This window comes from Verrucomicrobiia bacterium (assembly GCA_019634635.1).
Taxonomy (GTDB): domain Bacteria; phylum Verrucomicrobiota; class Verrucomicrobiia; order Limisphaerales; family UBA9464; genus UBA9464.
On the sequence record JAHCBB010000011.1, the window covers coordinates 25,788 to 51,876 of the forward strand.

Sequence of the window (26,089 nt, forward strand, 5' to 3'; positions counted from 1 at the left end):
GCCAATAGGCGGCAATGGCATCGGTCGCTCGCGCCAGCCATTTTTCGTCGCGTCGGAGGCTTTGGAGGACTTCGGTAGCGAAGAACTTGGGACTGTTCCGGGCAGGATGGCCGAGCGGCTTGAGCAGCCCGGAGCCCGCAAGAATCCTGACTTCGTGAGATTCGAATCCGAGGAACCAAGCGGTTTGTTGGGCGTCAAGGCGCGCCGGTGCGATCTTCCAACTCAGGAACTCGGTCTGTTCAGAGTTCATGCAGTTCTCAAGATGCTGATTTTTCCAACCCGGCGGTGTCTCTGGTACACATTTTCGACCGCAACGCAAACGGGACCGAATCCCAAGGCCAAGCGGGCAAAGTCTCCGCATCATTTTGCGCATCCTTTTGAAAGTGCTCGCGTCAATCCCAAGGAATGAACGCGATTTCTTCCGATACCGCTCGGGTTGAATGGGTCCGAGACGAGGTCCGCCGACACTATGCCCGCGCGGCCGAGGACGGGAACTGCTGCTCAACCGGTGGTTGCGGCGACCGTGCGTCAGCCACCGAGGTGTCCACGCTCGGCTATTCGGCAGACGAAATTGCCGCGTTGCCGCCAGGCGCCGATCTGGGGCTTGGTTGCGGCAACCCCCAGGCCATCGCGGCCTTGAAGCCAGGCGAGATTGTCCTGGACCTGGGCAGCGGCGCTGGCTTCGACTGCTTCCTGGCCGCTCGGGCTGTGGGCTCGACCGGCCGGGTGATCGGAGTGGACATGACACCTGAGATGCTGTCCCGGGCCTGGGCCAATGCCGCCAAATCAGGCATGACCCAGTTGGACTTCCGTTTCGGACACATCGAAGCGCTTCCCGTCGCTGAGAATTCAGTGGATGTCGTCATCTCCAATTGCGTGATCAATCTCTCCCCCGACCAGCCGGCGGTGTTTCGTGAAGCTTTCCGAGTGCTCAAGCCGGGCGGCCGGCTTGCGGTTGCCGACATTGTCCGCACGGCCGATCTCCCGCCGGAGATCGCGGCCGATCTGGCCGCCCTCTGCGGATGCGTCGCCGGCGCGTCCCGGGTAGATGAATTGGAAATGATGCTGGCTGCGGCGGGTTTCGCGGACATTCGTATCCGGCCCAAGGATGCCAGCCGCGAATTCATCCGAAACTGGGTTCCCGGCCGCAACGCCGAGGATTACGTAGTCTCTGCGACGATTGAAGCCGTGAAGCCGGGAGCTCTAGTCGCGTGTTGCGCGTCTTCCTGCTGCAATTGATGTCGTTGACCGTCGAAGAACTCTGGGACGAGTTCGCGCAAGATCTGCGCGCGTTCCTGCACGTCCGGGTGACGGACCATGGGGCGGCGGATGACCTGCTTCAGGAAGTATTTCTAAAACTGCATCGCCATCTGCCGGATCTGCGCGACACGGAGCGTGTTGAGGCTTGGGTGTACCAAATCGCGCGCCATGCCGTCGCCAGCCACTTCCGCCGCGCACGAGCCACTGGCGCGGAGGTGCCGGACCTGCCCGAACCGGTGATCGAAGTGGAACCGGCTCTGCCGGACCTTCGTCCCGCCGTTCGTCGATTCCTTGACCAACTGTCAACCGACCATCGTGACGCCCTGCTCGCCACTGAATGGGAGGGGCTAACCCAGGCGTCGTACGCCGCGCGATCCGGTCTATCGTTGTCGGCCGCGAAGTCACGCGTGTTGCGCGCCCGGACCGAGCTGAAGCGCCTGCTGGAAGACTGCTGTCGCTTCGAACTCGACGGGCGCGGCACCATCATCGAGGCGATTCCTCGGAGCCCCGCTGCCGCCGCGGACTCCGACTGTGCCTGCGCTCTGCCACCGGTGCGCTCGGCGTCGCATCCATGAAACGCTGGTTCGCTGAGTTTCTTGGCACGTTCGCTCTCGTCTTCGCCGGCACCGGGGCCATCGTGGTCAATGGCGCCACGGACGGGACCATTGGCCACGTTGGGATCGCCCTGACCTTTGGCCTAGTGGTCCTGGCCATGATTTACACTTTCGGGGACGTGTCGGGTGCTCACCTGAATCCCGCGGTCACCATGGCGTTTGCCGCCGCGCGCCGCTTCGCGTGGGGCGAGGTACCGGGTTATGTGGTGGCACAGATTCTTGGTGCATTAGCGGCCAGCGGGCTGCTGCGCCTGCTCTTTCCGTCGGATGCTCGCTTGGGCGCCACGCTGCCGGCCGGTTCTTCGGGCCAGAGCTTCCTGCTCGAACTCGTGCTCACGGCCCTGCTGATGCTAGTCATCTTGAATGTTTCCACCGGCGCGAAGGAAAAGGGCATCACCGCGGGCATCGCCGTCGGCGCGGTGATCGGACTGGAGGCGATGTTCGCCGGACCGATTTGCGGCGCTTCAATGAATCCAGCCCGTTCATTGGCCCCGGCGGTGGTCAGCGGACAGGTGCAACATCTTTGGCTCTACCTCGTTGCACCAATCCTGGGAGCCCTGGTGGCTATTCCACTTTGCACCGGTGTGCGTGAACCTGGCTGTTGCCGCGGACGCTGTGCGACGACGCCTTGAAGCCACCGGCGACCCATTTCTCGAATTCGCAGACATACCGATGAACTCCCAGCCACCCCTCGCACTCATTCTCTGCACCGGCAATTCCTGCCGATCTCATCTTGCGGAAGGCATTCTGAGGGCCGCGGCTGGCGATTTAATCCGAGTGGCCAGTGCCGGATCAAAGCCCGCCGGCTACGTGCATCCGCTCGCGGTGAAGGCCGCCGCCGAGATAGGATTGGATATCTCCGCACACAAGTCTAAGCACATGAACGAGTTCCTTGAGGTGCCCGTGGAAACCGTCATTACGGTCTGCGGGAACGCGGATCAGACTTGCCCGGTGTTCCCGGGCCAGGTGAACCGATACCATTGGCCATTCGACGACCCGGCGCATGCCTTGGGGACAGAGGAGGAGAAGCTCGCGGTCTTCCGCCAGGTGCGCGATGAGATCCGCGTCGTCTTTGAGGCATACGCCGCAGGCAGGCGCGATGAAGCAAAGCGGTGCGCATAGCGCAGGAGCGGAGATCAAGAATTGGCCTTTGCCCAAGGCAGCCGGAGTCCGGTAGCAGTGGCTGAAGGCAACCAATTCGTTCTCACTGATAGAACAGTCCCAGTTCTTTCAACGAGGAATAACCACGAATCCGATCCGGGGCGGGCTGGCCCATGATGATGTGATCCATCACTTGGATCCGGATCAATTGACCTGCGCGAATGAGATCGCGGGTGGTCTTGATGTCTGCATCAGACGGGGATGGGTCGCCGGCAGGATGATTGTGTGCGACGATCACTGCATAGGCACCGGCCACAATGGCCACCCGGAAGACTTCCCGGGGGTGAACCAAGACCGAATCCATGATTCCCATACCCACGATGACGTGTCCCTTGATGCGCATCCGGGTGTTCAAAAGGATCACCACGAAGAATTCGACGTCCGGATTGAAGTATGGGTTGGCCTGAACATGCAGCCGCCAATAGTCAGCCGCCTGTGCCGGTGTAGTGCATTCCTGGATTTCTGTGGGAGTCGGGCAATCCCGAAGCGAGACCAGCTTCCACTCCTGCGGATGATTTCGGGTTCGCAGAGTGCGGTAGGCGTGTGCGGTGGCTGCATCAATGGCTTGGCCCATCGGCGAGGGAAGCGAATGCGGTTGGGTCGGTGCGGTGAGGATGTCTTCGGTAGTGCTCATGTGATGTGTTTCGTGCCGAAGGAGCGGGAGTGCTCTCTTCACCGCGCCCCGAGAGAGCACTCCCGATCCGCCGAAACACTCCCGGGAGCGGTTGCGCCGACGGGCAGCGGAGCCTCAGCAGCGCCGTGCCAGGGACGCGGATGAGCGGCCCTGGCGCGGCGGTGCGCGAAGCAACCAGAGGCGCGACCGCGGACGGGCATGAGCACTACCGAATGACCACCGATCCAATGGCAGTGGTCCCGCGTCCTGCCGGTACCGACTGGCTACAATGGGCATCCTCCAGCGGATTTCAGATACGAATGGCCGCCCTGCGGGTCTGCTTGAAAGATTCCGGGGAGGACTCTGAGATCGTCTCTGCCTGTTGAGTCCCCGAAGCAGCGTCGAGCTGAGTGGCCGCCTGGTTCTTGGTGAGGTCGAGTTGATCGGCAATCGCTGATTGACGCTTCCTCAATTCCTGGAAGTGGTCTTCGTACTCGAAGGCGGCCCCGATTCGATCTGCGAGATCGGTCGCGCGTTGGCGAAGGCTGAGGCCGTCTTGCTCCAACTTCTCGCCCCGCTCCCCCAATCCTTGAACCGTCGCCTCCAAGGAACGAATCGTCCCCAACGCAGTATCGGTGACACGGGCGGCGTAGCAGTTGTGACCGTGGACATGGATTTCAGGCTGCCCGTCGAAGCTCGCGTGCAGCGCAATCCTAAAGCCGGCGAAGCGCCCAATTGGAACATCCTCGAAGGCGCGGCCTTTGAGTTTCTCGGCATGCCGAAGGAGCAATTCGCCGGCGATCCCCCGGTTGGTGAGCGTTTGACCGTCAATCTCCATGGAAAATTGTTCGCCCGAAGTCTCGTGTCGCTGGGCCAGGTCCAGCCGCAAATTGGCCAACCGTCGGGCTGTGCTCTCGGCTTCCTCCTCGGCCCGGCGCCGATCCCCGCGAATGCGATACTGTTCTTCGCTGTGGGCAGATCGGAGCCGAGTGAGACGCATCAATTCGGCGTCTACTTGCGCCTTCTCGATCACCAGCGGATTGCCGGAGGCGATGGCCTTAACCTCGGCGTAGGTGAGGGCGGCGGAGTCCAGGTCTTCGAGCCGACGGACCGTGGTGTCTCCGGACATCACCTGGGCGATGAACTTCGCCTTCGTTTCCAGGGTTTGCCACATGTAGGCATCGAATGAACCGCCCGTGACGTAGCGGTAGATCTGGACGACCGCGTTCTTGTTCCCCTGCCGGAGAATCCGACCCTCGCGTTGTTCGACGTCCGCCGGCCGCCAGGGCGCATCCAGGTGATGCAGGGCAATGAGCCTTTCCTGGACATTGGTCCCGGAACCCATCTTCTGGGTGCTGCCGAAAAGGATTCGGACCTTGCCGCTTCGCACGTCACGGAACAGCCCCAGTTTGGCGGCGTCGGACTCAAAGTCCTGGATGAAGGCGATCTCTTCCGCAGGAATGCCAAGGCCGCCCAGCTTTTGGGCCATGTCGCGATAGACCGAAAAGCCCGCGTCCTGCGGGGTGGAGAGGTCGCAAAACACCAATTGTGCGGACCGCTCGGGGTGGGTCGCCTGCCAGATCCGGCAGATACTCTCGACCGCGAGATTCACCTTGCTTTGAGGATCATCGGCGCAGGGCAAGACCAAGCGCAGATCCAACGCCGCTTTCCGCCCTTCCGAAGTGATCTTGAGCATGTTGTCATCGCGCGGGTCCACTCGCTTGGTCTTCAATTCCTCGGCGCGGACCGCGAGATGCGCCACGAACATCTTGATGGCCGGAGTTGCCGGGGCATTACGAATCTCCGGCTTGTCGTTTTCCAGCTTGGGCCGGGGCAGGTTTAGCATCGCTGCAGTTTGTACGTCGGCCACCTGCCGAAACATCTGCATGAGTTCGGGAACGTTGATGAAACGGGCGAAGCGTGTGTTCAGCCGGTAGCCGGCGCCATCCGGTGACAACTCCATGGCCGTCACGGGCTCGCCAAAGGTGGCTGCCCAGGAATCGAAATGGTCGAGGCCATGCCGCTTGAGCGCTTCGGGCTGAAGATACCGCTGCATGGTGAACATCTCGGCCATGCTGTTGGCGATGGGCGTACCAGTGGCAAATACCACTCCTCCTCCCCGGTTGATCGCCTGCACATGCCGGACCTTGAGCAGCATATCGAAGGCCCGCTCGCTGGCGGTTTGAGGCAGGCCGGCCACGCGGGTCATCTTGGACACGTAGAAGAGATTCTTGAAGTAGTGCGCCTCGTCCACGAACAGGCGATCCACGCCGAGTTCCTCAAAGGTCAAAGTGTTGTCCTTCTTTTGCTCCGCAGCCAGCACCTTCAATCGGACGTGGAGACGTTTCTTTGCCTTCTCGATCTCTTTGACCACGCGACTGCCTCGCGAATCGGGGTGCTGCCGCTTGACCATCTCCAGATCGTGCAACTGTTCTTCCAAGAAATGCTGCTGTGCTTCCTTGGAAACCGGGATCCGCTCGAATCCAGAATGGGTCACGATCACGGCATCCCAGTTTCCGGTGGCGATCCGGCTGAACAGCTTCCGCCGATTCGTCCTCTCGAAATCGGCCTTCCCAGCAACCAAGATGTTCGCGCCCGGATACAAGGCGAGGAGTTCGGTCGAAAACTGGCCGAGCATGTGGTTGGGAACGACGAACATCGGTTTGCGTGACAAACCCATGCGCCGCGCCTCCATTCCGGCAGCCACCATGGTGAAGGTCTTTCCGGCTCCGACGACGTGGGCGAGGAGCGTGTTGGGCGATTGGAGGATTCGCCAGACCGCCGCCTTTTGATGCGCTTGCAGAGTGATGCTGGCACTGGCCCCCGGCAACGTGAGGTGGTCGCCATTGAACGTGCGAACCCGGGTGTGATTGAACGAATCGTTGTACAGCCGGCAGAGGCGATCCCGACGGTCGTCGTCCGCCCAAATCCATTCCTTGAATCGCTCCTTGATGCGCTCCTGCTTTTCCCTGGCCGCCTCGGTGGCCTGGGCGTTCACGGTGGCTTTCTGGTCTGCATCGTAGTCATAGACCGTGGGCGTCTTGAGATTGAGGGCATCTTCGATCAGTTGGACGGCCGAACACCGGTCGGTCCCCCAGTCGGTGGTGTTCGAGGTTGCAAGACGCACTCTCCAGTCAGCATTCAGGAACCATGTGCCAAGCGCAGGAACGTGACCGATCTCCAACCCTTCGTTGACCCCCAACAATTCCCGGCCGAACTGTTCCAAATCCGACGCCGGCAACCAGCACGCCCCCAAGCGCACATCGATCTCGGCGGGCTTGAGATCCACCGGCAGCACTGACTTCAGCGCAGCGACATTCCCGGCAAAACGGGGGTCCGCCAGGGAAGCTGCCTCCGCAATCTCCAGCTTCTCCCGAATGTTGCCGGACAGGTACTGGTCGTCGGTCTCCCATTCGTTGGATTGCGGATTTCGGAAAATGAGGCCTCGGAGATCCGAGGACACTTCTTCCACAGGCCGCTGTAGCAGGTCAGCCATGTGTTCCAAATCCACCCGGCCCTTTTCATTGAGCGAGACCAGCAGGGCCTCCTTGGGCGTTTCGGCGCTCAACGCCGTTGAGCGCCGGTGAATGGTGCGTTCTCGAAATACCGACGCTTTGGTCACCCGTCCGCTCGCGCCGTCGTAGTGTTCCAACGATAGGAGGAGAGGCAGATCGGGATCACCGTCGAAGGCACGTTGGTTTGTGCGGGACCCAAGCTGACCGTGCCGGCCGACAAATCGGTCGTAGGCGAGATTCAAGTTCCGCCGCGCCTCAATGACCTGATCCTCGGGGCTTCCGTCAGCCTGAGTGCGCAGGCAAGTCCGCAGCGCGTCGCGGACTTCGATGAGTCCTCGGAGTCGCGAGCGAGCTTCCGGCGGAAGGTTTGGAAGCTCTCGAAGACCGTTCTCTTCGCGAATGCAGATGGTTCCACCATCGCGGATGCAGAAGGCGTTCGGCTTGACGCCGTCCACGTCCGCATCGAGCCGGATGGTCTCGGGCGGCGGGATGCGCTGGTCACGCGCTTGATAGACGCCCTGCGGCAGCCGAGCGATTGCGGACGCCAACGCGTCGCCCAAATCCCTCCCATCCGGCACCAAGACCGGCTCATTATCCCGATAGAGACCACGCTCCAAACGCATCTCTCCGAGCATCATTTCGGGATGCCTGGCGAAGTACCGGTTGATCGCAAGGGTCTCCCCCGACGAATTCGAGTATTCGTCCAGGGCCGTCCAGGTCGAGTCCGCCGGGCGTTCACCAGGGTGAAGTCGGCGCAACATCACGATGTCGGTCGTGACCTGCGTGCCGGCATTCTTCTTGAAAGCATCGTTGGGCAGACGGATGGCTCCGAGCAGATCCGCTTCGCTCGAGAGGTACTCCCGCAACGTCGAGTCCATCTTGTCCAGGGTCCCCTTGGACGTTACGAACAGCAGCAGGCCGCCGGGACGCACTTTTTCTAGCGACGCCGCGAAGAAGTAGTCGTGGATCGGGAAGCGGAACTGATTCCAGCGCGGGTCATGCACGGGGTAGTCACCAAACGGTACGTTGGAGATGGCCACATCGTAGAAGCCAGGCGCCAGCCGGCTCGCCTCGAAGGCTTCCTGGCGAATATCGGTGTCTGGATAGAGCGCCTTGGCAATGCCGGCGGTCAGGGGGTCAATTTCGATCCCGGTGATTGCCGAACGCCGAAGCACGGATTCCGGCATCAACCCAATGAAGTGGCCGGTGCCGCAGGCCGGCTCAAGAATCCGCCCCCCTTCAAATCCAAACCGCTCCACGGCGGCGTACATCGCCGCGACGACGACGGACGACGTGTAGTGCGCGTTGAGGGTGGTGGAACGAACGCGCTCGAAGTCTTGGTCGGAGAGAATCGCGCGAAGCTTCTCCCGCTCGGGCGCCCAGATGTCGTTGGCGGCGTCGAAAGCCTGCGGAAAAGCGCCCCAGCCGGTGTATTTCACCAGGATGGATTTTTCGGATTCGGTCGCAGGCCGCCCTTCCGTTTGCAGTTGGCGAACCAATTCGATGGCGGCGATGTTCTGGAGAAATTTTTGCTGTGGCCCGCCTGCGCCCAATTCATCCGCCGGGCTGATCCGATGGCATTGGAGATTCCTGGGAGGTTCCTCGCGATGGCCGCTTCTGGGTGGGGCAGACTCAGCAGGCGTCGTCAGGATTCCGGCGGCAGGAACACGTATCTCTCCCGAACCATCTCCCAGGCTTGGCGATGGGCTTGTTCGGGAGGCTGCCCCTGCTGGATCAACTGGCTGCGCACCGTCGCCATCTCGTCCTTGGTCTTCTCCTCCGCCTCCAGCAGCCTCTGCTGCAACTGGCCGCTGGCCTCCAACTCCGCCACCATCTTGGGCAGGAACTCGCGCCAGTGTCTCTCGGCCATCCGGCCGTATTGGGTTAATTCGGACATGGTTTGCAGATTGGAACAGGTCCAGTTGATCCTCGGAATCGCCAACCTTTCGGCGTTGCGCCATACGATATCCTCGCGAGAGTCAAGCGGAAGGCCTGAATCCAGTGGTGCTGTTTCGTCTCCGGGTCGCCGCCTGGGTGCAGATCCCGACTGGCACGCTGTTGGATTTCGGCGACTGGGGCGGAAAAAGTTGTCCCACTTCGACCCCGAAGACCTTGGCCAGAAATTCGATCTGCTTGTCGGTGGCGACAGATCGGCGGGTCTCAATGTTCGCCAAGATGTTCCGACTCATGTCACAACCGATCACCTGAAGCCGGGCGACCAACTCGTCCTGAGTCCAATTGCGCTGGTAGCGAAGGCGGGAGACCGCCTGTCCAATGACGTTGCAGTTGCGGTACATGCGTACCTCCAGATTCAAGGGAGGACACGGCCAGAGGCCGGTTCCGCCGTCCCTGGGTTGTTGAACGGCAGACCGGCAAGGACGCTATCGGAACTGGGAATCGTCGAGCGGGTGGGGCTCCGAATCGGGATCCTGCTTCGCCCGGGTGGTTCCGAGGACGACGGCCACTTGCACTTGACCGGTGGCGGACCGCCTCGGCCGAACCAGAATCCAGATAATCACTGCGAGGCCAACGAAGACCGCAACCAGGAATAGCAGGTGACCATGATCCTCAATAACGCGATCCAAGATCTCCGTTACGCGAATTACAAGTTGTGCCGGCGATTCCATGACGATGCTGTCAACGTTGACACCTAGCTCAGCCGAGAAAGCATACTCATCGCTCCGCAAAATTCACGAAGTTCTCATTCGATAGCCGGAAAATTTCTCTGGCTCGATATCCTCTGGGCGCGCCCGAGGTTCCCGCGTAGCAACATTTAAGTAGCACTGCATAGTCCACCCGGGAGACACACCCAGAGGCTGACCCTTAGACTCCGACAGCCACTCCCTCCGAGCGCTGTTGCCCTTGGGTTCTTGCCACCACTCTCTTGGCCTGACGTGCCAGTTGAGCGATCACCCCTTCCCGCTGCTCTTCCGGCAGGTCCTTGACCAGAGTATCGTACGCCTGCTTTAGCTCAGGACTGCGGTTGATGGATTTGAGAACGCCTTCGCGCATGCGCTGTTGCCGCTCAACTTGGCGCACCTCGGCGAGCACCAGCGTTCGCTCCAGACGTTCGCGAGGCATGCCCTGAACGTAGGCCCAGTATTTTGGGTTCTCGCGGATGTGGGCATCAATCTTGGCATCCACCTCCGGATTGGACCGGTAGGTGGGCTGATCGTTGGGGGCGGCAGCACCGCCAGCGCTGCTGGGCGCAGAGGATTTTAGTTTGCTCATAGTGATTTTGTGTTTGTTGTGTTTTCACGGCTTTCGCCGTCCTTGCCGGTGAGGTCCGGGCTGTCGGCTGCCTTTCAACGACAGCCCGTGGCCCACCGGCAAAATTCGTTGTGGAATCAAGGCACCTCTGATTCCTCGATCTGGAAAACTTGAGAGTTGGTCACCGTTGAAGGCGAGGGTGCGAGAAGCTGTTCAAACTCGTTCTCAATCCGGGCGACCCGCTGATCGATCTGCCCGAAGGCAGCGGTCATGGACGAATGGTTTCGCGCCACGGTCGCCATGTCCTTGATCACCTTCTGCAACTCGTCGTAGGAGCGGGCCAGGCGTGTGGCCTCCCACATTACCGTTTCCGTGGCATTCTTCTGCCGCTTCAGTTCGGCAGTGATCAGGTCATGCGAAGGAGGCGGCGAGTAGGCAGCATCTGTGTAAGGGGCATTCTCCGACACGGCGTCAACGCATCCTGAGGTTGGTCGGAGGTTCCACTGCGCACCGACTTCCAACCGATAGATCGGATGATGTTCATGCATAACGGCCGAATGGTTCGGATCCACATAACGACCGACATGATACTCTCGGACAACTTCTGGGCGGCGGAGAGACTCCACGGCCATCGGGGGCGCTTGCTGGACCTCCACGGACGGGGTGATCCGCACGGAGCGCGACGCGCAGGAAGGCAAAAGAAACAGGCAGAATAGAATGGAGAATTTCATGGTTCAATTGGGGGCTTTGGGGTTCGTCTGATACTGGTCATCGTGGGAGCAGCTTCGAGTTCCTCCGGAAAGGGGACGCCGGATCCACCTACGCCGGCATCGGCACGATCAATGGTTTGAAGGACGTACAGGTAGAACTGTTTGCCGCTCGGCACCCGGACGTAGAAGCCGTCGCGCTCAATCGCATCCAGGATTCGCCTGGCGTACACCTCCAAAACGTCCTGGGCTCCCTTCAGCGGAGCGTTGTTGAGCGAACGGCTGTCGAGATTGCCGAAAATGGTCGGTTGTTGCTCGGTCAGGGCGCTGGCGGCCCCACTGAGCAACGTCGCCGCAAAGAGTTTGATCTCCGCCAGGTCGTCCGTCTTGAGGAGCCGGCCCCGGAGACCGGCGCTTCCATCAGTGATACCCCAACCCTCCTGATCACCGGCGAACTCGCGGTCGAGAGCGATTCCCTTGAGTCGAAGCTCTTCTCCGGTTTGCCAGACCAGCGTCCATGCGTTGCCGCTGGCGATGCGTTCGCGCGCCCGGTCGGTCTGGGCGGTACCATGGAGTTCGGTGCCAGCCGGGATTACCAGTCTGCCCAGGTGATACACGTCTTCGGTGATCAGTCCGATGATCGGTGTTTGAATCGAGGCCGAGTCCACCGTGACGACCGTCTCGCAGGGAATCAGTCGTCCGAACGGCGCATAGATGGCCGGCGGAGCTTTGGGCTCGACCACGCCGGCCGAGGAGTCCCCGAACAAGCTGATCGGTGGAATCGAAGGTTCAGGCTCAGCCTTCGCCACCGTGGGTCCGCCAGTTGAGGGTGCGTTGGCCGGTGGCATCGGCCGTGAGGGTTCAGACTTCGGCGGTGGCGGTCGAAAGACTTCCATCGGTCGTTCCACGGTTTGGACGACTTGGGAGCGGTCGAGGCGGTTCGTTGCGGACTCCAGTCGCAGATCGAGATCGTCATCGCTGCGTTTATCGCGAAGCACTGCGAAGACCATCAATCCACCCCCGAAAACCAGCCCGAAGAGGAGCAATTTTCCCGACTTGGACTTGAAGAACTGGATGAGGGTAGTCGGGTTCATGGGCTTTGGAACGAGGGTTGGCTGTTAGTTGACTCCGGAACTGCCGCAGGCAGTGGTGGTGGAGCGGGCGACAACCGGGACACCAGCACGGTGAACTCGTTTTTCAGGGAGAGTTCGTTGCGACCGCCATCGGGCGTTCCGGTCACCGCGAAGTACACGGTGGTCTCGGAGCGAGCCGGCAGGACTCCTGGCGCATCGCTGATGGACTGAGGGTAGAGCCGGTCCCCGACCCGCACCGCGAACGATCCGGGCTGGTAGCGGATTTCCAGGTCCGACTTGTTCCGGAGTCGGACATGGAAGATCAGGGTGTCTTCCACGTTGAATCGGAAGACTTCGACGATTTGGATCTCGTAGTCCGAAAAGTCGGTCACCGCCTCGGCGTCCGGAAATGTCCGGACGTCAACCTGAGCCACCGCATCCGGGTGCTGCTGCTTGAGAAGCGGAAACGCCTTGGCCTTGTCCAGCATTGCCAGCAACCGCGTGGGAGAAACCATCGGTGCCGGCTCCGGCACCATGGGCAAAACTGGGGCTTCGAGATTCAAGGCCAGGATCGGGACATTGGTCTCCACCAACTCCAGGACGTAGGTACGCCGGTTCCACCGGATGTTCACGTTGCCGGCGCCGTGCCGGGTCATCGCCCGAACTGACAGGAACGACGAGCCCTTGGTGTGAGCCAGTTGAAAGGCTCCGGGCACCTTCGGATCGGCAGAAACACCTGCGGCGTCAATGGCGGCAATGGGGCCGGGAAAGCTGATCGTAGTGACGCGGTTGGTGGCTACGGGAACCCGAATGACGGCTTCGTGATCGAGCTCGGCCCGCCGGATGGCCTCGGACGGATCGGCGAGCGCAACGCTGGCAGCGAGAAAGGCGAGGCTACTTGAGGATCTCATATTTGAAGTCACTGACCGCCATGGGAAACCGGCCATTGGCGGCAAGGTTCGGATTTCGGATCAATCGCAGGCTCAGCTTGAAGCCAAACGCCTCGGAGAAGGCTTTCTCTTGGAAGATACCATTGCGCACCACCTGTCCGGTGACCGTGACCAGAACCTCTTCCTCCCGAGTGGCCAGGATCTCGATCTTCGCGATCTCGGGCTTCTGGTGGAGCTGTTTTGCGCGAAACTCTGCGGCCTCTCGAACGCGGAGTTCTCTGGCCTTGTTGAGCGCCGCTTTAAGAAACACCTGCGCCAGCAACTGAGGTTGATCGAAGTCGCGCGGATTGCGGTTGAGGAAGGCGAGTGTCGCCAACTCGGCTTGCTGGGCATGAAGTTCCTTGGCCTCCTGGAATTCCAATAGCGGACTGATGTAGTAGGTCTGCGCCGGATCGATGATCACCACGCGTTCCCGATGCTTGAACTGCCGGACCAAATGGTAGCGGTCGAAGATGGCCAGCACAGTCACCAGGACGGCGACTAGAAACCAGAACCACGGCAGCCGGTCCCGCTGCGTGAAAAGTTGAGTGGGATCGAACTTCCGCTTGTTGGGTTGGGTCGCTGCTCCCGGCCCAGAAGTGCTCGTCTCCCTGCGGATTGGCTCAATGGTGGTCACGATGGTCAGTAGTATTGACTGCGTCCCTTGGCGATCAGCTCCCGGACGGCCTTGTCTCCCGTTATGTCATCGCCGGGCCGGCCGCGGGCGCTGCGGGGCGGAAGGCCACTGCCAGCGATGATGATGGCACCGGCGCTGCCGTGGCCGGCCGCCGTCGAAAGAGTGCTCAAGACCGCCGCCATTCCGGCGGCTCCCATCGTGACGGCGGGAATTCCTGTGGATGATGCCACTGCCGCGGCGCCGGCGGTCGTCGCGGCGGTCTGGAGGAACCCGCTGAAGGCGCCGGCTACCAACTGGCTGCCGGCCAATGCCCCTGCCGAAAAGACCCTCTGGATGACGATGGGGGCCGAGACAGTGCTGAAGAAAATCCAAAACGCCACCAAACCCAGACCGATGGTTGATTGGAGCGCGTAGAGGGTCGAAGTCGGATCAAAGAATTTGAAAGCCGGGTCCGTCATGAAATCCAGAATCCCTTGGGTCACGATAGCCGCCACGGCCCAGCCCAACGGCCAGAGGAGTACCCCAACCAAGTTTAGAAGAAAGCGGGTCCCGACAGACCGAAGCTCCCTGACTGCCATCAGTCCGATCAGCAGCGGAGAGAGAGCGTAACCCAAGTAGAGGATGACTTTCTGGAACACATAGGCCCAATAAATGAGGAAAGACGCGAATTGAGCCAGCAGCCACAGCAGGCCAGTTACCAATACCTCAATGGTGAAACCGTTCAGGTCGCTCAGAATGTCCCACCACGAGCGCTCTGCCCCGGTATCCCTCTTTACGATCAACAAGGCGTTGTACTGCCGATGCACGTCAGCGGGGTCCACGCCCAGGCCCGACAGGACCGAGTCCTGCAGGAGTTGCTGAATGCGATTGCCCCACTCCGGCAGAAGTACCAGCAGCGCCGTCAGGACCACCAGTCGGACCAGATGCAGCAACAGCGTTTTGGATGAAAATCCGTGAATGACGAACGTGATCGTGCCGACCACGAACAGCAGGAACGCCACCACCTGCAGCAGCGCGTGGAGCTCGATGCACTTCTGCAGGAACGTCGGAAAGATCTGTTCGAAGGTCGCCATGGAATCTACTTGGTTGGGAAGAGCGTCGGTTGGTTCATGAGAGGAAAGACCTCACCGTATCGCCCAATGGCCTCCCGGAACTCCGCGTGTTGCTGTTCCTTCAACGCTTCCATCTGCCGCTGCCTGTCCGCCCGATTGGCGATGTCCTGGACCAATGCCGACGCCATCGCCTCGGTCACTTCTTGACCGGCGCCATCCAGCGCGGTGGCCAGTCCCATCAGGACGCCGGTCAGTTTCTGGACCTCAGCGTCCGTGGTCGCCGCCCGAAGAGCCTCCACCGTGAGCCCAATTTCTTTCTTCAGCTCCACCCTCCGGCCAGCCGCATCCTTTGCCACCGCCAGGTAGTTTGCGGCCGTCTGCTGAATCGCGGCCACCGGGCGATAGGGCTCTGGCCGACGCTGGATCACTGCTCCGCCGGGAGTGGAGAACACCTCCCCGACGGCTCGATAGAGACCGGCACCGTCGCTGAGCATCGCGGCCGTAGCATCGGCCGCCGCTTGGAGTGCCCCAAGATTTTGTCCCAGTTCCGTTTTTGACAATTCTGCGGTCAACGCCCCAATCGCTTCCGGCACGACCGCCCCGGGATCACCGAAGAGATCCACATAGTGATGCAGGGTCGCGACCTGTTCCGTGAGCTGATCGAGCTGGCTGACTTGGTTGTTGATGACCTCGACAAACTTGGCGATCTCCTGCGCCGTGCTGAGGATCTGTTGGCTGTGGACCGCCGGGTCATAGACCGTCCACTGGGCGCGAGCTGCCGGTGCGAGCGCTGTCGCGGCTAGCCAAGCGAGGATGTAGGGCAGAACGTGTTTCATGGCGCCCCCTATTCTTCGATCCGCAACAGCTTGGTGGTGGCCTGGAAGGTCACGCCATCCAGCCGTTGCTCCGGAAGGCGCACCGGATACAGGCGGACGCTTCCCGCCCCGTCGCGCTGCCGTTGTTGCGAGACGTACAGCCAGTACTGCTGTTTGACCGCGTCGCTCTTGCCCTTGTCGTAGCCGGCCGAGTACGCCTTCTGCGTCTCCTTTCCAGCCAGATAGTGGAGGCCTTCGCTCAGGAGGACCCCGCCAGCGGCCCCGGCGGCCGTGGCGATGGGATTTCCATCGGACAGTTCGTGTCCCAAGTACGCACCACCGGCACCAAGCACGGCGTCTCCGAAGGGGCGAGTAGCGGCGCAACCGGGCGCCAACGCGGCGATGAGAGCCAGGCCGATGCAACGACAAAGAGTTTTGGAATTGAGCTTCATAGAAGTTGAGAAGGAGAAGACGCCTGAGGCCGGGCGTGGGAGATGATCCCTTCGACCACGCTTGGACTCTGGCGCAGTTCGCGCGCCCGCTTGTCGAAGTGTTCCCCGCTCGAACTGGAGCAGTAGAGCATCTCGGCGGAGGCGATGTTGTGGACCGTCCCGCATATTGCCCGGGTCGAATCGGTGTGCAGGTAGGTAAATGGGGAATACTTTTGCCCGGTTTGATGGTCGGGAAGCGGGTAGTTCATGATCGCGTGCTGGGTGACTTCCGGCAGCGCGATGTCCCGCCCCATATCGTCCAGGTCGCCACGGTCGTTCTGGCGAAGGATGAAGAACTGTCGGGAATTGCCGAAAACCGCGGACCGAATCCGGCTTTGCTTGAAGCGGGCGTACTGCTGAACAATCGAGATGTTCCAGCAATTGAACTTCCGGAGCTGCGCGTAACTCTCCTGCACGATCTCCTGGCCTCCGGGGATGTCGAGGAAGCGGGCCACTTCCTCGTACACGTTCCGCTTCCGGACCGCCCGCGGGAGCGTCATGATGTGTTTGCGCGCATGGTTGGTGATCAGAAAGCCCGCGGCGGACTTCAGCTCTTTGGCCGATTCCGGGATGTACCCCAGCTCGAAGTGCGCGATCCGGCCGGTCAACGACAGGTTGCTCGTTCCATCGAAGAGGCTGCCGTAGTTGCCGTCCCGGCACCACGGCAGCAGCAACGTGGCAATCTCCACGATCTGGTCCCGCTCAGCTCCCATCGGATCGAGCATCATCAGTTCCTGGAGCATCCGGTGAGTCGGGAACTCCTCTGGCGTGAAGTGCGCGAAAGCCAGGTTGCGGACTTCCTTACTGGTCTTGGGGTCTTTGAGAAACTTCAGCGCGGCCGCTTCTTGGATTTGACGCTGATAGCTCTCCGCCTCGTCGGGGTGGCTCGCCTTCCAGTCTCGGAAGTCCGCAAAAGTCTCCAGGCTCGTCGCCCCAGGCGGCATCCGTTCCTCCCGGAACCGCTGCAAGGCGAGGGCGTGACGGGCCAGTTCCAGGAGTTGCTCGTGGCGCCGTTTGCACCAGTCCTGAAACGCATCCTCGTAGAGCAGGTTCAGGTACTTGGCGATCTGCGCCTGCCGGAGCATCTGTTTGTCCTCTTGCGCGCTGACGCCAATCATCCGGGCGACCAGGGCCGTGGCCGCCGACAGATGGTCCGGCGTCAGCGGCAGCCCCTTCGTGTCGAGGTAGTTGATGGTCAGGTCCCCGTCGGGATGGATGATGATCGGCCGGGCACCCTCCTCGACGGTGGCGGTGTAGATGCCATAGCTCAGCCCTTCCTCGATGATGACCGTGTACCCGAAATACCCCTCGGTCTGGGTCAGCAGATCGCAGACCGTCACCGACTTCCCCGCTCCCGACATCCCCAGGAGAACCGCGTGTTGCGGTGCCTTGTTATCGTCAGAACCGGAGAACGTCTCCACACCCACCAGATTGTTCGCCGGCCCATCGTAGATCGCCTCGGCGGTCGCGAGATGTCCGGTGAATGTGCTGGTCACCGGCAGCATATCGGCCAGATACCGGTGTTCGGCGTACAGCTTCCGGTGCTGGTACCGCCCCCAGGTCCAACCCGGCCAGGTCTGGAAAAAGAGATTCTTGGAAGTGCTCGGCAGATTGCTCTCAAAATACTGGGCGGCGTTCATCGAGTTCATCGCATTCTTGATCGCGCCAGCCTTGGCATTCAGGCCGTCCCGCGTCTTGTCCCAGACCCGGATCACAAACAGCGCGTGGAATGGAATCGTCTGCCCCTGCATCAGCGCGTGGATCTTCCGCGCCTTCTTCTCCATCACCGTGAGCAGCGAAATCTTCTTCTCGCTGGCGTAATCCCCTGCCACGCGGTCGTGCTCCTTCTCTTCCCGCGAGATCTCCCGAGTCACCGGCAGCGGGTCCACGTTGACCGTGATGGTGTAGTCGAGGAGCCGCAGATTGGTGAGCCTTTGGACGATTCCGGGATAGGTGGTCCGCGGCCAACGGGTCAGCACGATCAGCGAATGGTAGTGTCCATCGAGGAAGAACCCGAAATCGCTCTGCCCGTTCCCTTCACTATGCCAGCAGTTCTCCTGGATCGAGAGCTCGGGCGCGAATCCCTCCGCCGGGTCGAAATCGAAGCGGTCGTTGAGCGATGGATTCAGGAATCGGGTGAAGTGCCGGTAGTGATCAAGATCGCTCATCGGCAGCACCCGAGTGCCACTGGAGCCGAAAATCTCAAGCAGCAGACGATGCACGTGCTCGAACTCGGTTTGGAGCTGATCCAGCAGCACGCCGTAATACTCGCGGCGTGCGGCGGCGGTCTGGAACGCTTTGGGCACGGCTTCCAGGGCGCGGCTCACATAGATGACCACCCGCTGGCGGCGCAGCTTTCGATCCCCCATGGCCTGCCAGTACCGGGTGAACCGTTCATTGCGGGCGCGGCGGGTCCACACGTTGATGAACCGCTCCGTCTCCGCCTGGTACCGCAGCAACTCCGACTTGTAGTCGCAGTCGCAGAAATACTGCACCTGGAGGCGCTGATTCTCGTGCAGCGACGCCAGTAGCAGGCAGAGTTGATCTTGAAAGTCGTTGAGATCACTGACCGGCGAATTGGTCAGGTCCGGCGCCTCGAAGAAGAACCCCTTGGCGACCTGGCCGCCGCGGCGGAGCTGGTTGAAAACCAGCATATTCCGCACGAAGTATCCGTTGGGAGCCCGCTCAAACATGGTCACTCTCCTGGAGAATGGGTGCTGGCGTTGCGCTGTTGCTGGAGGAGACGGCTCAGGAGGTTGTGCCCCTTGGTGATGTCCTCGGTCAATTGCCCCACGGTTCGCGCCCGGCCCGGCTCGTTCACCGCGATGTAGCCTTCCCGTACGTGGCTGAGGGCTCGCTCCATGTGCTCCCGTGCGGCGGGGTCAAGGCCGTGCTGATGGAGATTCTGGCGCAACGCCCGTTCCGCCTTGTCCAGGTTGGACAACAGCGTCCGACGCTCCCGTTCCCGAAGGCTCAACGCTTCCATAATCCCTCCTCGGAAAGCGGATGCACTGCAGCGGACGCCTGATGGTTCTCCGGACCGAAGCCCGCGCCTCCCAGCCAGAATTCCAGGCAATCGCGGTCGTACCCGGGCGGCTTCCCCTGGCGCAGGCCGAAGATGTAGGCCAAGCAGAGAAGGACCGGGACGACCGCGACGCCGAAGGAGGTCATCAACCCCGCCCGGCACGCGACCAGGAGCAGGAAGAACAAGATGAGTCCGGCCCCGACGCCGCCCACCAGCCACCAGAAGAGATTTCCCTCTAATCCCCAGGTGCGGCCGGAAGAATCCGAGGCCGCGTTGGAATCCGTGAATCGAAGTTCGGTCTTCATGGTGCAAGGCAGAGACTGGTGAGCGACGCGGGAAAAAGGACGCACTGGTGGCCGCTCAGAAGGCGCCAACGCCAATCGAGCTGTTGTCATCAATCCCGAAGATCTTGAAGAAGGCGAAGATCACCGCCGGCGCTGCCGCGATAATCGCGCCGCCGATGATGGACATCTTCCCCTGGTCCACGTCGCCGCGCCGGATGGCGAAGCCGCCCGCGATGACCGCCGCGATGCCGAGGACGAACCCGAACATCATGATCACGGCAAGGCTGTTGCTGATCCCGGTCTTGAGGTCCGTGGAATCGAACGCTTGTGCGGCCGCGCGAAACGCGCTGGCGGCGAGGGCCACAATGACGGCTCCGACCGTACGGAGCCGACGTGCTGAGGTGAGACGGATGGTGGATGTGAGCTTCATGGTGATTTCGATTTGTTTTTCTGTATCAGCGGCGTTTCCCGCCGATCACGGGCAAGGGCTTATCACCGTCAGCACTCCCGTAGATGTATGTGGTACACAAAACGCCATCGGTGTGCCGATAGAGTCCAGGCCATGGCTGAACTTCTGACCGCGACGAAGCTGGAACGTCTCCAAACGCTGAACACGGTGCTGGCACGCGAAATCCGCGGTCAGTCCCAGGTGTTGCCGCGCATCTGCTCAGTGGTCCAACGCGGTGAACTCGGGCTTAGTCACCCTTCACGGCCACGTGGCTCCTTCGCGCTGCTCGGCCCTACCGGTGTCGGGAAGACCGAGGTCGTCCTGGTTACGACCCACCACGTCTTCGGCCCGGGCCGCCTGTTCCGCTTCGACATGTCGGAATACCAGACGCAGGAATCGCTTGGCCTCTTGCTGGGCGCCAAGCTCGGGGAGGTCGGATTCCTGGGCGCAATCCGTGAACAAGCCTCCGAAGGTTCGCTGCTCTTCGACGAAGCTGAGAAGGCCCATCCGCGTGTGCTCGATCTGCTGCTGCAATTGCTCGACGCCGCCCGGCTGACCATGGCCACCGGACAAACGCTGGACTTCAGCGGCTTCTACGTGTGGCTGACTTCAAACATCGGCTCCGCCGAACTCATGAGCCTCCAACATTCCAGTGAGTCCACTCTCGAACGGCATGTCCTGACCCGAGCCCAACAGGCCCTCCGGCCCGAAATCTTTGCGCGGATCACTGAGAAGCTGGTCTTCCACCGTCTCTCTTACGAACACCAACTGGAGATCGCCGAAAAATTTCTGACCAGAGAGGTGTCCTTCCTCGCAGAACGCGGCCATCGGCTTGCTCTGGATCCGACCGTCCTGCCGTTCCTCGTCCGAAAGGGGTTCCATCCTAAGTTGGGTGCCCGGCCGATGCGGGACACCGTAGAAAAGCAGGTGGGTGACGCTGTGGCTGATTGTCTGCTGAACGGCCGGCCTACGGACGGACGCCTCGCTGTGGACGAGGACCGCGACTGCCTCACCGTCTGTTGACTCACTCCAAGACGAGGAAGAGGTGGGATTCTCCCAGGTCCCGCTTCGGAAGAAATGCTCCGAGTGTCTGCTTTTTGAGCAGCCCGCACGCACGCCGGATTCGCTGACGCATTTTCGCCGCACGGGGCAATCGGACCAACAGCCAATCCGCGTACTCCCGGCCTTTGCGATCCCGGTAAATGTCCGGCACGACCACCTCCTGGGCGCCGGCCGTGTAAAGGGATTCGACGAAGTCTAGAGCGGATCTGGCCGTCCGAAACCGCCCGAGAGATGGAAACGCCGATCTCTTGGCCTCCCCAAACCATTGCCGAGCCTCGCTTCGTGGAACTCGCTCCAGCATCGCCGCGACACAGGTTTCGTGAGAGCGGCGTTCGATGACCGCGGAACTACGCAGTCGTTTCCAGGGTGTGCTGTCCTGTATGGCAGGCAAGGATGAGTCGTCCCGTCTTGCCCGCAGGTACTCGGCGCGGGAAACAGTAGTTCCGTGGAGGTAGTAGCGTTCAGAAGCCAGCGAGCCGTCATTCAGCCAGATTCGATTCCTGCCGCAGAACTTCCCCGAGACGGTCGAAACCTCAATCTTGAGCTGCCCGTTGTCGTGCCACTCCCGCTGAAGACCGGTGCCATACACCATGGCGTATTCCCCTAGAAGGCATCCGCTTGGACTCCACTGACGGCAAGTCCCGTGGAGCAAGCCCTTCGCGTACGGCTCTTGGGACGCCATCTGGCCGTTGCGATGCCATGTCCGACTGATTCCGTGACGGACTCCTCCGCGAAGGGAAATCCGCTCGCGAACCTGGCCATTCCGGTGACGGGTAACGTGAATACGCGTTTTCAATGGCCTCCTCAATCCTGCTGCAATTCGGCGGTGACGTCTTGGGAATCCCCAATTTTGGCGTCTGGCGCAAGCCGGCGGAATCGGCAATCTCCGAAAACCAAAGGCGCGGACCCAACGTACCCCCACGAGAGGCACCGCGAAGCGCCCTGGAGAGAAGCACGCCGAGCCGCGCCCGATGGGGCGCGTGCTCCGGCGGTTCTCTTCGTCCACTGGCAAATTCGCGGTTTTCTCGTGGGACCGAACCGAGACAGGCAAAAGTTGTGATGTTTCAGCTACGTCATGAATTGGCGGGCAGTGCTCCCCGTAGATTGGAGGTACTCCATTTCGATTCCACCGGCAATACCGAGCACAAGTCTGCCGGCGCTGTCTGCTGACTGCTGGAGGTCTCCTCCGGTCGCCTCAGCGGCCATTCCCCCGCGTGAAACCCTAGAGGCCGCCTTCACGGTGGGGCCGGCTAGGTCCAGGAGGAACGGAAGCGGCGAGCGTGTGTCGAGCCGACCCGTAGCATCCTGGAGGTGGCCGGCCCCACCCCACACTCCGCCGACGGGTTCACGCGGAGTTTGATTTCAATGGGATTCTCGCAGTTCCATGGCTTGGTTGGGCCGGCATTGCGACACCATCGCCGGCGAGCGACCGATGGAGACCACAAGTCAGGCGGGATTTGACGGTCAAAACGGTTGGCTGGCCCAATCCTTGGGGAATCCCATCGCCGCCGTGTTCACTACAGGGTGCGATTGAATCAGCCTGTACAAGCGCTCGTGCCAGGCGTTGCGCGGGGCGACGATACCGAGCAAGTAGTTCAGGATGAATGCGATGGCGTAGATCCGGTCCTTCACCAACACCTGCGTCGCATGTTTCTTGGCGATGATGGGTTTGATGACCAGTTGCCGGTTCCACAGCCGGCTATGATGCGCGCACAGATTGCGAACGTAGCTGAGGGTATGCAGCCAGCTTCCCAACACCTGCTCATCCACACCGAACGGCTTGGCGATGGCTGTCCGATCCGTGTTGTTCCGGAGATTGGCCAGGACGAGCGAAAGCGTTCCCATCGAAACCACCTCAAACACCATCCAGGCCGGAGGCAGGTAGGGGTCGGTGTATTTCGCGAAATAGTGATTGATGAACACCTCGTTGTGAGGACGCGCCGGAGCCTTGGCACTCGACGGAATTCCGAGTTCCTCGTCGAGAGTATCCAGGAATCGGACATGGTCGAATCGTCGGGGCGAATTCGTACCCGGCACCCGAAAGTGCCCGGCGTCCATGAACCAATGCGCCCCGTGCTTGACGCACATGTGATTCACCATGCTGCTGCGGACGGCCACTTCCACCCGCTCGATGGCGTCCAACACCAGCAAGCGCAATTCGCGGTCAAAGGCATAGACGGACAACACCTGCTCGAAGGTCGTCCCCGGCGTGAACGGTTTGCCGGGAAGGGCGAGCGTTTGGAACGGAAGCGTGTAGGCTGAGAACCGGTAGTAACCGATGAACTGAAGATAGTGCAGCGCCTCAGCGGGATTCGCGACGACCAAGCCGCGCGACTGCCATTTCTGGAGTTGCCGGTTGAGATCTACGGCAGGCTTGGTGAACTTCATTCCGTAGCCCTCCCCAAAAATGGAGCACCCGCCCTGGTGCGCCGATCTGACGAGAGGCGTGGCGGGTTTGTTGCTTTGAACATGGCGTGAAGGCTGCCTTTTGTAAAACAGTTTCGGGAGCGATCTTGCCCATGGAATGCCCGCCAAACCGCCTCACCCGAAGAGACGCCAGGATCGAAACCAGGCCGCCGGTTCGCCCGTCGGTTCCAGGGGAGGCAGGATGACCTTCCGGAATCCTCGCTCGCAGTGGACCAGGACGCACTCGTGGTCGCGGAGATTGCGGAGTTGGTGGGGCTTCAGCTTGTGCTCCTCGGTTTCGGAGTAGTTCACGTTCCGTTTGCCGGCGCTGTAGCCCCAGGATCGCTTGATCACGCGCTTCTTGCCCAGGAAATCGGCCGCTTGCACCGCGTCCGCCTCGTCGGCGGAGCGGAAGATGAGGCGGTTGCGGAGATTCAGGGTCAACACGCGGGACTTGTCGTTGCCCAAGGGTGGGATGAGGGAGGTCGTGGACTGAGCGGCGGCAACAATGGTGGCCCCCGCTTCGCGGATGACGTCCACGCAGTTGTAGTCGCTGGTGCCGTCTTCGCTGGCCGTCATGAAGCGTTGAGCCTCATCGGCCCAGAGGATCAGCAGGTTGTCGCGGGATCGCTCTTCCCGCGGCTTGTCGAAGCGGCGGAGTGCGTGATTGTAAAAGAGCAGCTTCAGGAAAGTGTTCACGTACCGGCGCTCGGTCTGAAAGCGCTGGGGCATGGTCGTCAGGAGGATCTTTCCCTGGTCCACCGCTGAGAAATCGAAGGTGCTGCTGCCGGAGCAAAACACTTCGGCGATCTCGGGCGTCAGGAAGTACTGGAGGTAGTTGCCAATGGTTTCCCGCACTCCTCCCAACTGTTCGTCCGGCTGGTTCAAGAATCGGTTCAGGAAATGGGCGTGAATCGCCGTCCGCCTGGGCGTTTCGAGGAGGTCGGCCAAATCCTCCGTGGCCTCCTGGAGGTCGTCGCGTCGGGACAGCAATTCGTACACGCCCAGAAGAGTGACCGGACGGGACAGTTCGTAGAGGAGTTCCAACCCGTGGGCGATGTGCGTCTGGGCTTGGCTCTTGAAGAAACCCTTGTCGCCCCCTTGTCCGAGGCTGGTTGCGGTATCCACGACGAACTTGGCGTAGGTCGAAAACGGAATGCTTCGGTCCCCGATCAAGTTGTACCGATGATGCGGCTGCCAGTTTCCATCGGTGTCACTAGACCGCACCTGGAGATGGATCAGGTCGGATTCCCGGCCGTAGTGTTGCGCCATGGCGGACAGGGTCTCCCAGTACACACCCTTCTCGTCCACACACAGTCCGCCCCAGCGCGGCTCGTTCTGGAAGACCTGGTGTGCCAGTTGATTGATGCCGGAACTGGTCTTGCCAGAACCGGTATCGCCGGTGATCAGCCAACCCCGGCAGAACTGCGTTCGTTTCCAGACCAAACCGCCCAACCTCGCGACCACCCCAGGCCTCCGACGCGGACGAAACAGGGCGTACAGCGCAATGGTGGCCAACACAGCAGCGCAGGCGAAAAGAACCGGTCTGGAGGCGTCAAGTTCTGGCAAGCGTGTCAAGAACCGACCGATTTCGTCGAAGAGGGGCAAGTTCACAGGCCCGCCTTTCCGATCAGGTAGCCCGCGAGGCTTCCGGCGACGGCAGCCAGCCAAGCCGCCGTCCGGGTAACCCTCGGCGTATCGAGGTGGCCGACGAGCCGTGGAAGCCGGTCATTGAGGCTGGCGCACACGTCCTGAGTCCGCCGGACCACCTCGTCGAATCTCACAAGGTCTCGGCGGAGCTGCTCCCACGATGGAGAATCTCGGCGACGCAGGGCGTCCCAGTGCTGTTGATGGATTCGGAACAACTCCACGAGCAGCAGCACGGCATCGTCTTCGCGCAGGCGATGGCGCTCCCGCCAGGCGGCGACGGCCCGCTCGAATTCTTCGTCGAAGTCGAAGGCTGGTTCGGCTGGCTTCATTTCCCAGACAGCAGGAGCTGGCGAGTGGACTCGAATCCGGCGTAGAGGCGCTTTTGCCAAGTGATCAGCCGCTGCCGATCCAGCAGATGGAATGCAGGATGCTTGAGGGCGTGGGTCACCGTGACACCTTCCCGGTTCAATGCTTCGACCAGCCAATCTTGAAGTCTGGGCATCTCGATCTCCTGCCCGCCCAGCTCAGTCCTCAGGCGGGTCCGGACCTCGGCGGCATCGAAGAGCGCGAAGCTCTCGCTGTGCGCCGCGTTGCGAACGATCACGTAGCGCCCCAGCTTCCCAAGCTGATCCGCGACCCGTTGAACCTGATCCACACTGTCCAGTTCATGGTTCACCGGCATGACCAGCGTCAGGGCGACGCCCAAGGCCGGCAGCAGCGTCGGCAGATCAATCTCGGCAAAGTAGTCCAGGAAGAGATCGGTGGATGCCGCCCGGCAATCCACGACGACCAGGCGCGCCTCCTCGAAGGTTTGGAAGATGGTGTCGAGTTCCCGGCGCTGCCCCAAGTCGAGGAACCGGGCGTCGCCGTGGAAGCGTTTCAGGGTCGAATTCTCGTTGTCGCTGTCCACCGCGACATGGGGGATCTCCTGATCTTTCAGGAATTGGACGAAGTTGACGGCGAAGAAGCTCTTTCCGACGCCTCCCTTGCCATTGAGGACCAAAACCAGACGTTTCATGGCGATTGTGGGGTCAACATCCTGACTTGGGCGATCCGAGGCCCACGAGTTCTGGGTGGCGCGCCTGCGGCACCACCCGGTGAATCAGCGTCCACGGCCATGATCTTATCCGCGGAATC

General features: G+C 61.2%; 25 protein-coding genes. 5 read left to right on the forward strand and 20 right to left on the reverse strand.

Annotation, left to right across the window (positions count from 1 at the left end; genetic code table 11):
* Positions 1–405 precede the first annotated feature (405 nt).
* Genes KF791_09600 through KF791_09615 form a run of 4 tightly spaced genes read left to right on the forward strand, consistent with a single transcriptional unit; the run spans position 406 to position 2,996 of the window.
* On the forward strand, positions 406–1,239 hold the full coding sequence (locus tag KF791_09600) for an arsenite methyltransferase (protein MBX3732836.1): 834 nt from the start codon (positions 406–408) through the stop codon (positions 1,237–1,239).
* The gene (locus tag KF791_09605; protein MBX3732837.1) at positions 1,212–1,835 is read left to right on the forward strand and encodes a sigma-70 family RNA polymerase sigma factor; all 624 of its coding nucleotides are present in this window, start codon (positions 1,212–1,214) and stop codon (positions 1,833–1,835) included. The genes KF791_09600 and KF791_09605 overlap by 28 nt, the downstream gene beginning before the upstream one ends.
* Positions 1,832–2,506 (forward strand): MIP family channel protein, encoded by a 675-nt coding sequence (locus KF791_09610; GenBank protein ID MBX3732838.1) that lies wholly within the window; start codon positions 1,832–1,834, stop codon positions 2,504–2,506. The genes KF791_09605 and KF791_09610 overlap by 4 nt, the downstream gene beginning before the upstream one ends.
* A 40-nt stretch (positions 2,507–2,546) precedes the next feature.
* On the forward strand, positions 2,547–2,996 hold the full coding sequence (locus tag KF791_09615) for an arsenate reductase ArsC (GenBank protein ID MBX3732839.1): 450 nt from the start codon (positions 2,547–2,549) through the stop codon (positions 2,994–2,996).
* A gap of 82 nt (positions 2,997–3,078) precedes the next feature.
* On the opposite strand, the gene KF791_09620 is transcribed toward KF791_09615, so the two are convergent.
* From KF791_09620 to KF791_09690, 15 genes are all read right to left on the reverse strand, one after another.
* Positions 3,079–3,669, reverse strand: a complete 591-nt coding sequence (locus KF791_09620) for a JAB domain-containing protein (protein MBX3732840.1) — start codon at positions 3,667–3,669, stop codon at positions 3,079–3,081.
* Positions 3,670–3,958: 289 nt separating this feature from the next.
* Positions 3,959–9,124 (reverse strand): DEAD/DEAH box helicase family protein, encoded by a 5,166-nt coding sequence (locus KF791_09625; protein ID MBX3732841.1) that lies wholly within the window; start codon positions 9,122–9,124, stop codon positions 3,959–3,961.
* An 18-nt stretch (positions 9,125–9,142) separates the two neighbouring features.
* On the reverse strand, positions 9,143–9,478 hold the full coding sequence (locus KF791_09630; GenBank protein MBX3732842.1) for a helix-turn-helix transcriptional regulator: 336 nt from the start codon (positions 9,476–9,478) through the stop codon (positions 9,143–9,145).
* Positions 9,479–9,986: 508 nt separating this feature from the next.
* Positions 9,987–10,394: a hypothetical protein gene (locus KF791_09635; protein ID MBX3732843.1), complete on the reverse strand. Its 408-nt coding sequence runs from the start codon at positions 10,392–10,394 to the stop codon at positions 9,987–9,989.
* Positions 10,395–10,510: 116 nt separating this feature from the next.
* Positions 10,511–11,104 (reverse strand): hypothetical protein, encoded by a 594-nt coding sequence (locus KF791_09640; protein MBX3732844.1) that lies wholly within the window; start codon positions 11,102–11,104, stop codon positions 10,511–10,513.
* Positions 11,101–12,174 (reverse strand): TrbI/VirB10 family protein, encoded by a 1,074-nt coding sequence (locus tag KF791_09645; GenBank protein ID MBX3732845.1) that lies wholly within the window; start codon positions 12,172–12,174, stop codon positions 11,101–11,103. Before KF791_09645 ends, KF791_09640 begins: the two co-directional genes overlap by 4 nt.
* Positions 12,171–13,064, reverse strand: a complete 894-nt coding sequence (locus tag KF791_09650; protein ID MBX3732846.1) for a hypothetical protein — start codon at positions 13,062–13,064, stop codon at positions 12,171–12,173. The genes KF791_09645 and KF791_09650 overlap by 4 nt, the downstream gene beginning before the upstream one ends.
* A complete protein-coding gene (locus KF791_09655) occupies positions 13,048–13,719 on the reverse strand; it encodes a hypothetical protein (protein ID MBX3732847.1) in 672 nt (223 codons plus the stop codon). Before KF791_09655 ends, KF791_09650 begins: the two co-directional genes overlap by 17 nt.
* Before the next feature lie 5 nt (positions 13,720–13,724).
* A complete protein-coding gene (locus KF791_09660) occupies positions 13,725–14,792 on the reverse strand; it encodes a hypothetical protein (GenBank protein MBX3732848.1) in 1,068 nt (355 codons plus the stop codon).
* Between the two features lie 5 nt (positions 14,793–14,797).
* On the reverse strand, positions 14,798–15,607 hold the full coding sequence (locus tag KF791_09665) for a hypothetical protein (GenBank protein MBX3732849.1): 810 nt from the start codon (positions 15,605–15,607) through the stop codon (positions 14,798–14,800).
* An 8-nt stretch (positions 15,608–15,615) separates the two neighbouring features.
* Positions 15,616–15,939 carry a hypothetical protein gene (locus KF791_09670; GenBank protein ID MBX3732850.1) on the reverse strand — a complete coding sequence of 108 codons (324 nt, stop codon included), beginning with the start codon at positions 15,937–15,939 and terminating at the stop codon, positions 15,616–15,618.
* Positions 15,940–16,034: 95 nt separating this feature from the next.
* The gene (locus tag KF791_09675; GenBank protein MBX3732851.1) at positions 16,035–18,770 is read right to left on the reverse strand and encodes a hypothetical protein; all 2,736 of its coding nucleotides are present in this window, start codon (positions 18,768–18,770) and stop codon (positions 16,035–16,037) included.
* A gap of 2 nt (positions 18,771–18,772) precedes the next feature.
* Positions 18,773–19,063 (reverse strand): hypothetical protein, encoded by a 291-nt coding sequence (locus KF791_09680; protein ID MBX3732852.1) that lies wholly within the window; start codon positions 19,061–19,063, stop codon positions 18,773–18,775.
* Entirely contained in the window at positions 19,051–19,407 is a 357-nt protein-coding gene (locus tag KF791_09685; protein MBX3732853.1) for a hypothetical protein, read from the reverse strand. Before KF791_09685 ends, KF791_09680 begins: the two co-directional genes overlap by 13 nt.
* Positions 19,408–19,462: 55 nt before the next feature.
* Positions 19,463–19,816, reverse strand: a complete 354-nt coding sequence (locus tag KF791_09690; protein MBX3732854.1) for a hypothetical protein — start codon at positions 19,814–19,816, stop codon at positions 19,463–19,465.
* Between the two features lie 132 nt (positions 19,817–19,948).
* On the opposite strand from KF791_09690, the gene KF791_09695 reads away from it, so the two are divergent.
* Positions 19,949–20,857: an ATP-dependent Clp protease ATP-binding subunit gene (locus KF791_09695; GenBank protein ID MBX3732855.1), complete on the forward strand. Its 909-nt coding sequence runs from the start codon at positions 19,949–19,951 to the stop codon at positions 20,855–20,857.
* 1 nt (position 20,858) lies between these two features.
* Here KF791_09695 and KF791_09700 read toward each other — a convergent pair whose 3' ends face one another.
* The 5 genes from KF791_09700 to KF791_09720 form a co-directional block, all read right to left on the reverse strand.
* Positions 20,859–21,692: a hypothetical protein gene (locus KF791_09700; GenBank protein ID MBX3732856.1), complete on the reverse strand. Its 834-nt coding sequence runs from the start codon at positions 21,690–21,692 to the stop codon at positions 20,859–20,861.
* Positions 21,693–22,360: 668 nt separating this feature from the next.
* Positions 22,361–23,284, reverse strand: a complete 924-nt coding sequence (locus tag KF791_09705; protein MBX3732857.1) for an Abi family protein — start codon at positions 23,282–23,284, stop codon at positions 22,361–22,363.
* A gap of 153 nt (positions 23,285–23,437) precedes the next feature.
* On the reverse strand, positions 23,438–24,823 hold the full coding sequence (locus tag KF791_09710) for a type IV secretion system DNA-binding domain-containing protein (GenBank protein MBX3732858.1): 1,386 nt from the start codon (positions 24,821–24,823) through the stop codon (positions 23,438–23,440).
* Positions 24,824–24,912: 89 nt separating this feature from the next.
* Positions 24,913–25,281: a hypothetical protein gene (locus KF791_09715; protein ID MBX3732859.1), complete on the reverse strand. Its 369-nt coding sequence runs from the start codon at positions 25,279–25,281 to the stop codon at positions 24,913–24,915.
* Positions 25,278–25,970, reverse strand: a complete 693-nt coding sequence (locus KF791_09720; protein ID MBX3732860.1) for a hypothetical protein — start codon at positions 25,968–25,970, stop codon at positions 25,278–25,280. The genes KF791_09715 and KF791_09720 overlap by 4 nt, the downstream gene beginning before the upstream one ends.
* Positions 25,971–26,089 lie beyond the last annotated feature (119 nt).

Excerpts from the sequence above, each read along its gene's own strand:
- KF791_09600 (MBX3732836.1), top strand. The coding sequence starts at position 406 with ATGAACGCGATTTCTTCCGATACCGCTCGGGTTGAATGGGTCCGAGAC.
- KF791_09610 (MBX3732838.1), top strand. The coding sequence starts at position 1,832 with ATGAAACGCTGGTTCGCTGAGTTTCTTGGCACGTTCGCTCTCGTCTTC.
- KF791_09615 (MBX3732839.1), top strand. The coding sequence starts at position 2,547 with ATGAACTCCCAGCCACCCCTCGCACTCATTCTCTGCACCGGCAATTCC.
- KF791_09620 (MBX3732840.1), bottom strand. The coding sequence starts at position 3,669 with ATGAGCACTACCGAAGACATCCTCACCGCACCGACCCAACCGCATTCG.
- KF791_09625 (MBX3732841.1), bottom strand. The coding sequence starts at position 9,124 with ATGGCGCAACGCCGAAAGGTTGGCGATTCCGAGGATCAACTGGACCTG.
- KF791_09635 (MBX3732843.1), bottom strand. The coding sequence starts at position 10,394 with ATGAGCAAACTAAAATCCTCTGCGCCCAGCAGCGCTGGCGGTGCTGCC.
- KF791_09640 (MBX3732844.1), bottom strand. The coding sequence starts at position 11,104 with ATGAAATTCTCCATTCTATTCTGCCTGTTTCTTTTGCCTTCCTGCGCG.
- KF791_09645 (MBX3732845.1), bottom strand. The coding sequence starts at position 12,174 with ATGAACCCGACTACCCTCATCCAGTTCTTCAAGTCCAAGTCGGGAAAA.
- KF791_09650 (MBX3732846.1), bottom strand. The coding sequence starts at position 13,064 with ATGAGATCCTCAAGTAGCCTCGCCTTTCTCGCTGCCAGCGTTGCGCTC.
- KF791_09660 (MBX3732848.1), bottom strand. The coding sequence starts at position 14,792 with ATGGCGACCTTCGAACAGATCTTTCCGACGTTCCTGCAGAAGTGCATC.
- KF791_09665 (MBX3732849.1), bottom strand. The coding sequence starts at position 15,607 with ATGAAACACGTTCTGCCCTACATCCTCGCTTGGCTAGCCGCGACAGCG.
- KF791_09675 (MBX3732851.1), bottom strand. The coding sequence starts at position 18,770 with ATGTTTGAGCGGGCTCCCAACGGATACTTCGTGCGGAATATGCTGGTT.
- KF791_09680 (MBX3732852.1), bottom strand. The coding sequence starts at position 19,063 with ATGGAAGCGTTGAGCCTTCGGGAACGGGAGCGTCGGACGCTGTTGTCC.
- KF791_09685 (MBX3732853.1), bottom strand. The coding sequence starts at position 19,407 with ATGAAGACCGAACTTCGATTCACGGATTCCAACGCGGCCTCGGATTCT.
- KF791_09690 (MBX3732854.1), bottom strand. The coding sequence starts at position 19,816 with ATGAAGCTCACATCCACCATCCGTCTCACCTCAGCACGTCGGCTCCGT.
- KF791_09695 (MBX3732855.1), top strand. The coding sequence starts at position 19,949 with ATGGCTGAACTTCTGACCGCGACGAAGCTGGAACGTCTCCAAACGCTG.
- KF791_09705 (MBX3732857.1), bottom strand. The coding sequence starts at position 23,284 with ATGAAGTTCACCAAGCCTGCCGTAGATCTCAACCGGCAACTCCAGAAA.
- KF791_09715 (MBX3732859.1), bottom strand. The coding sequence starts at position 25,281 with ATGAAGCCAGCCGAACCAGCCTTCGACTTCGACGAAGAATTCGAGCGG.
- KF791_09720 (MBX3732860.1), bottom strand. The coding sequence starts at position 25,970 with ATGAAACGTCTGGTTTTGGTCCTCAATGGCAAGGGAGGCGTCGGAAAG.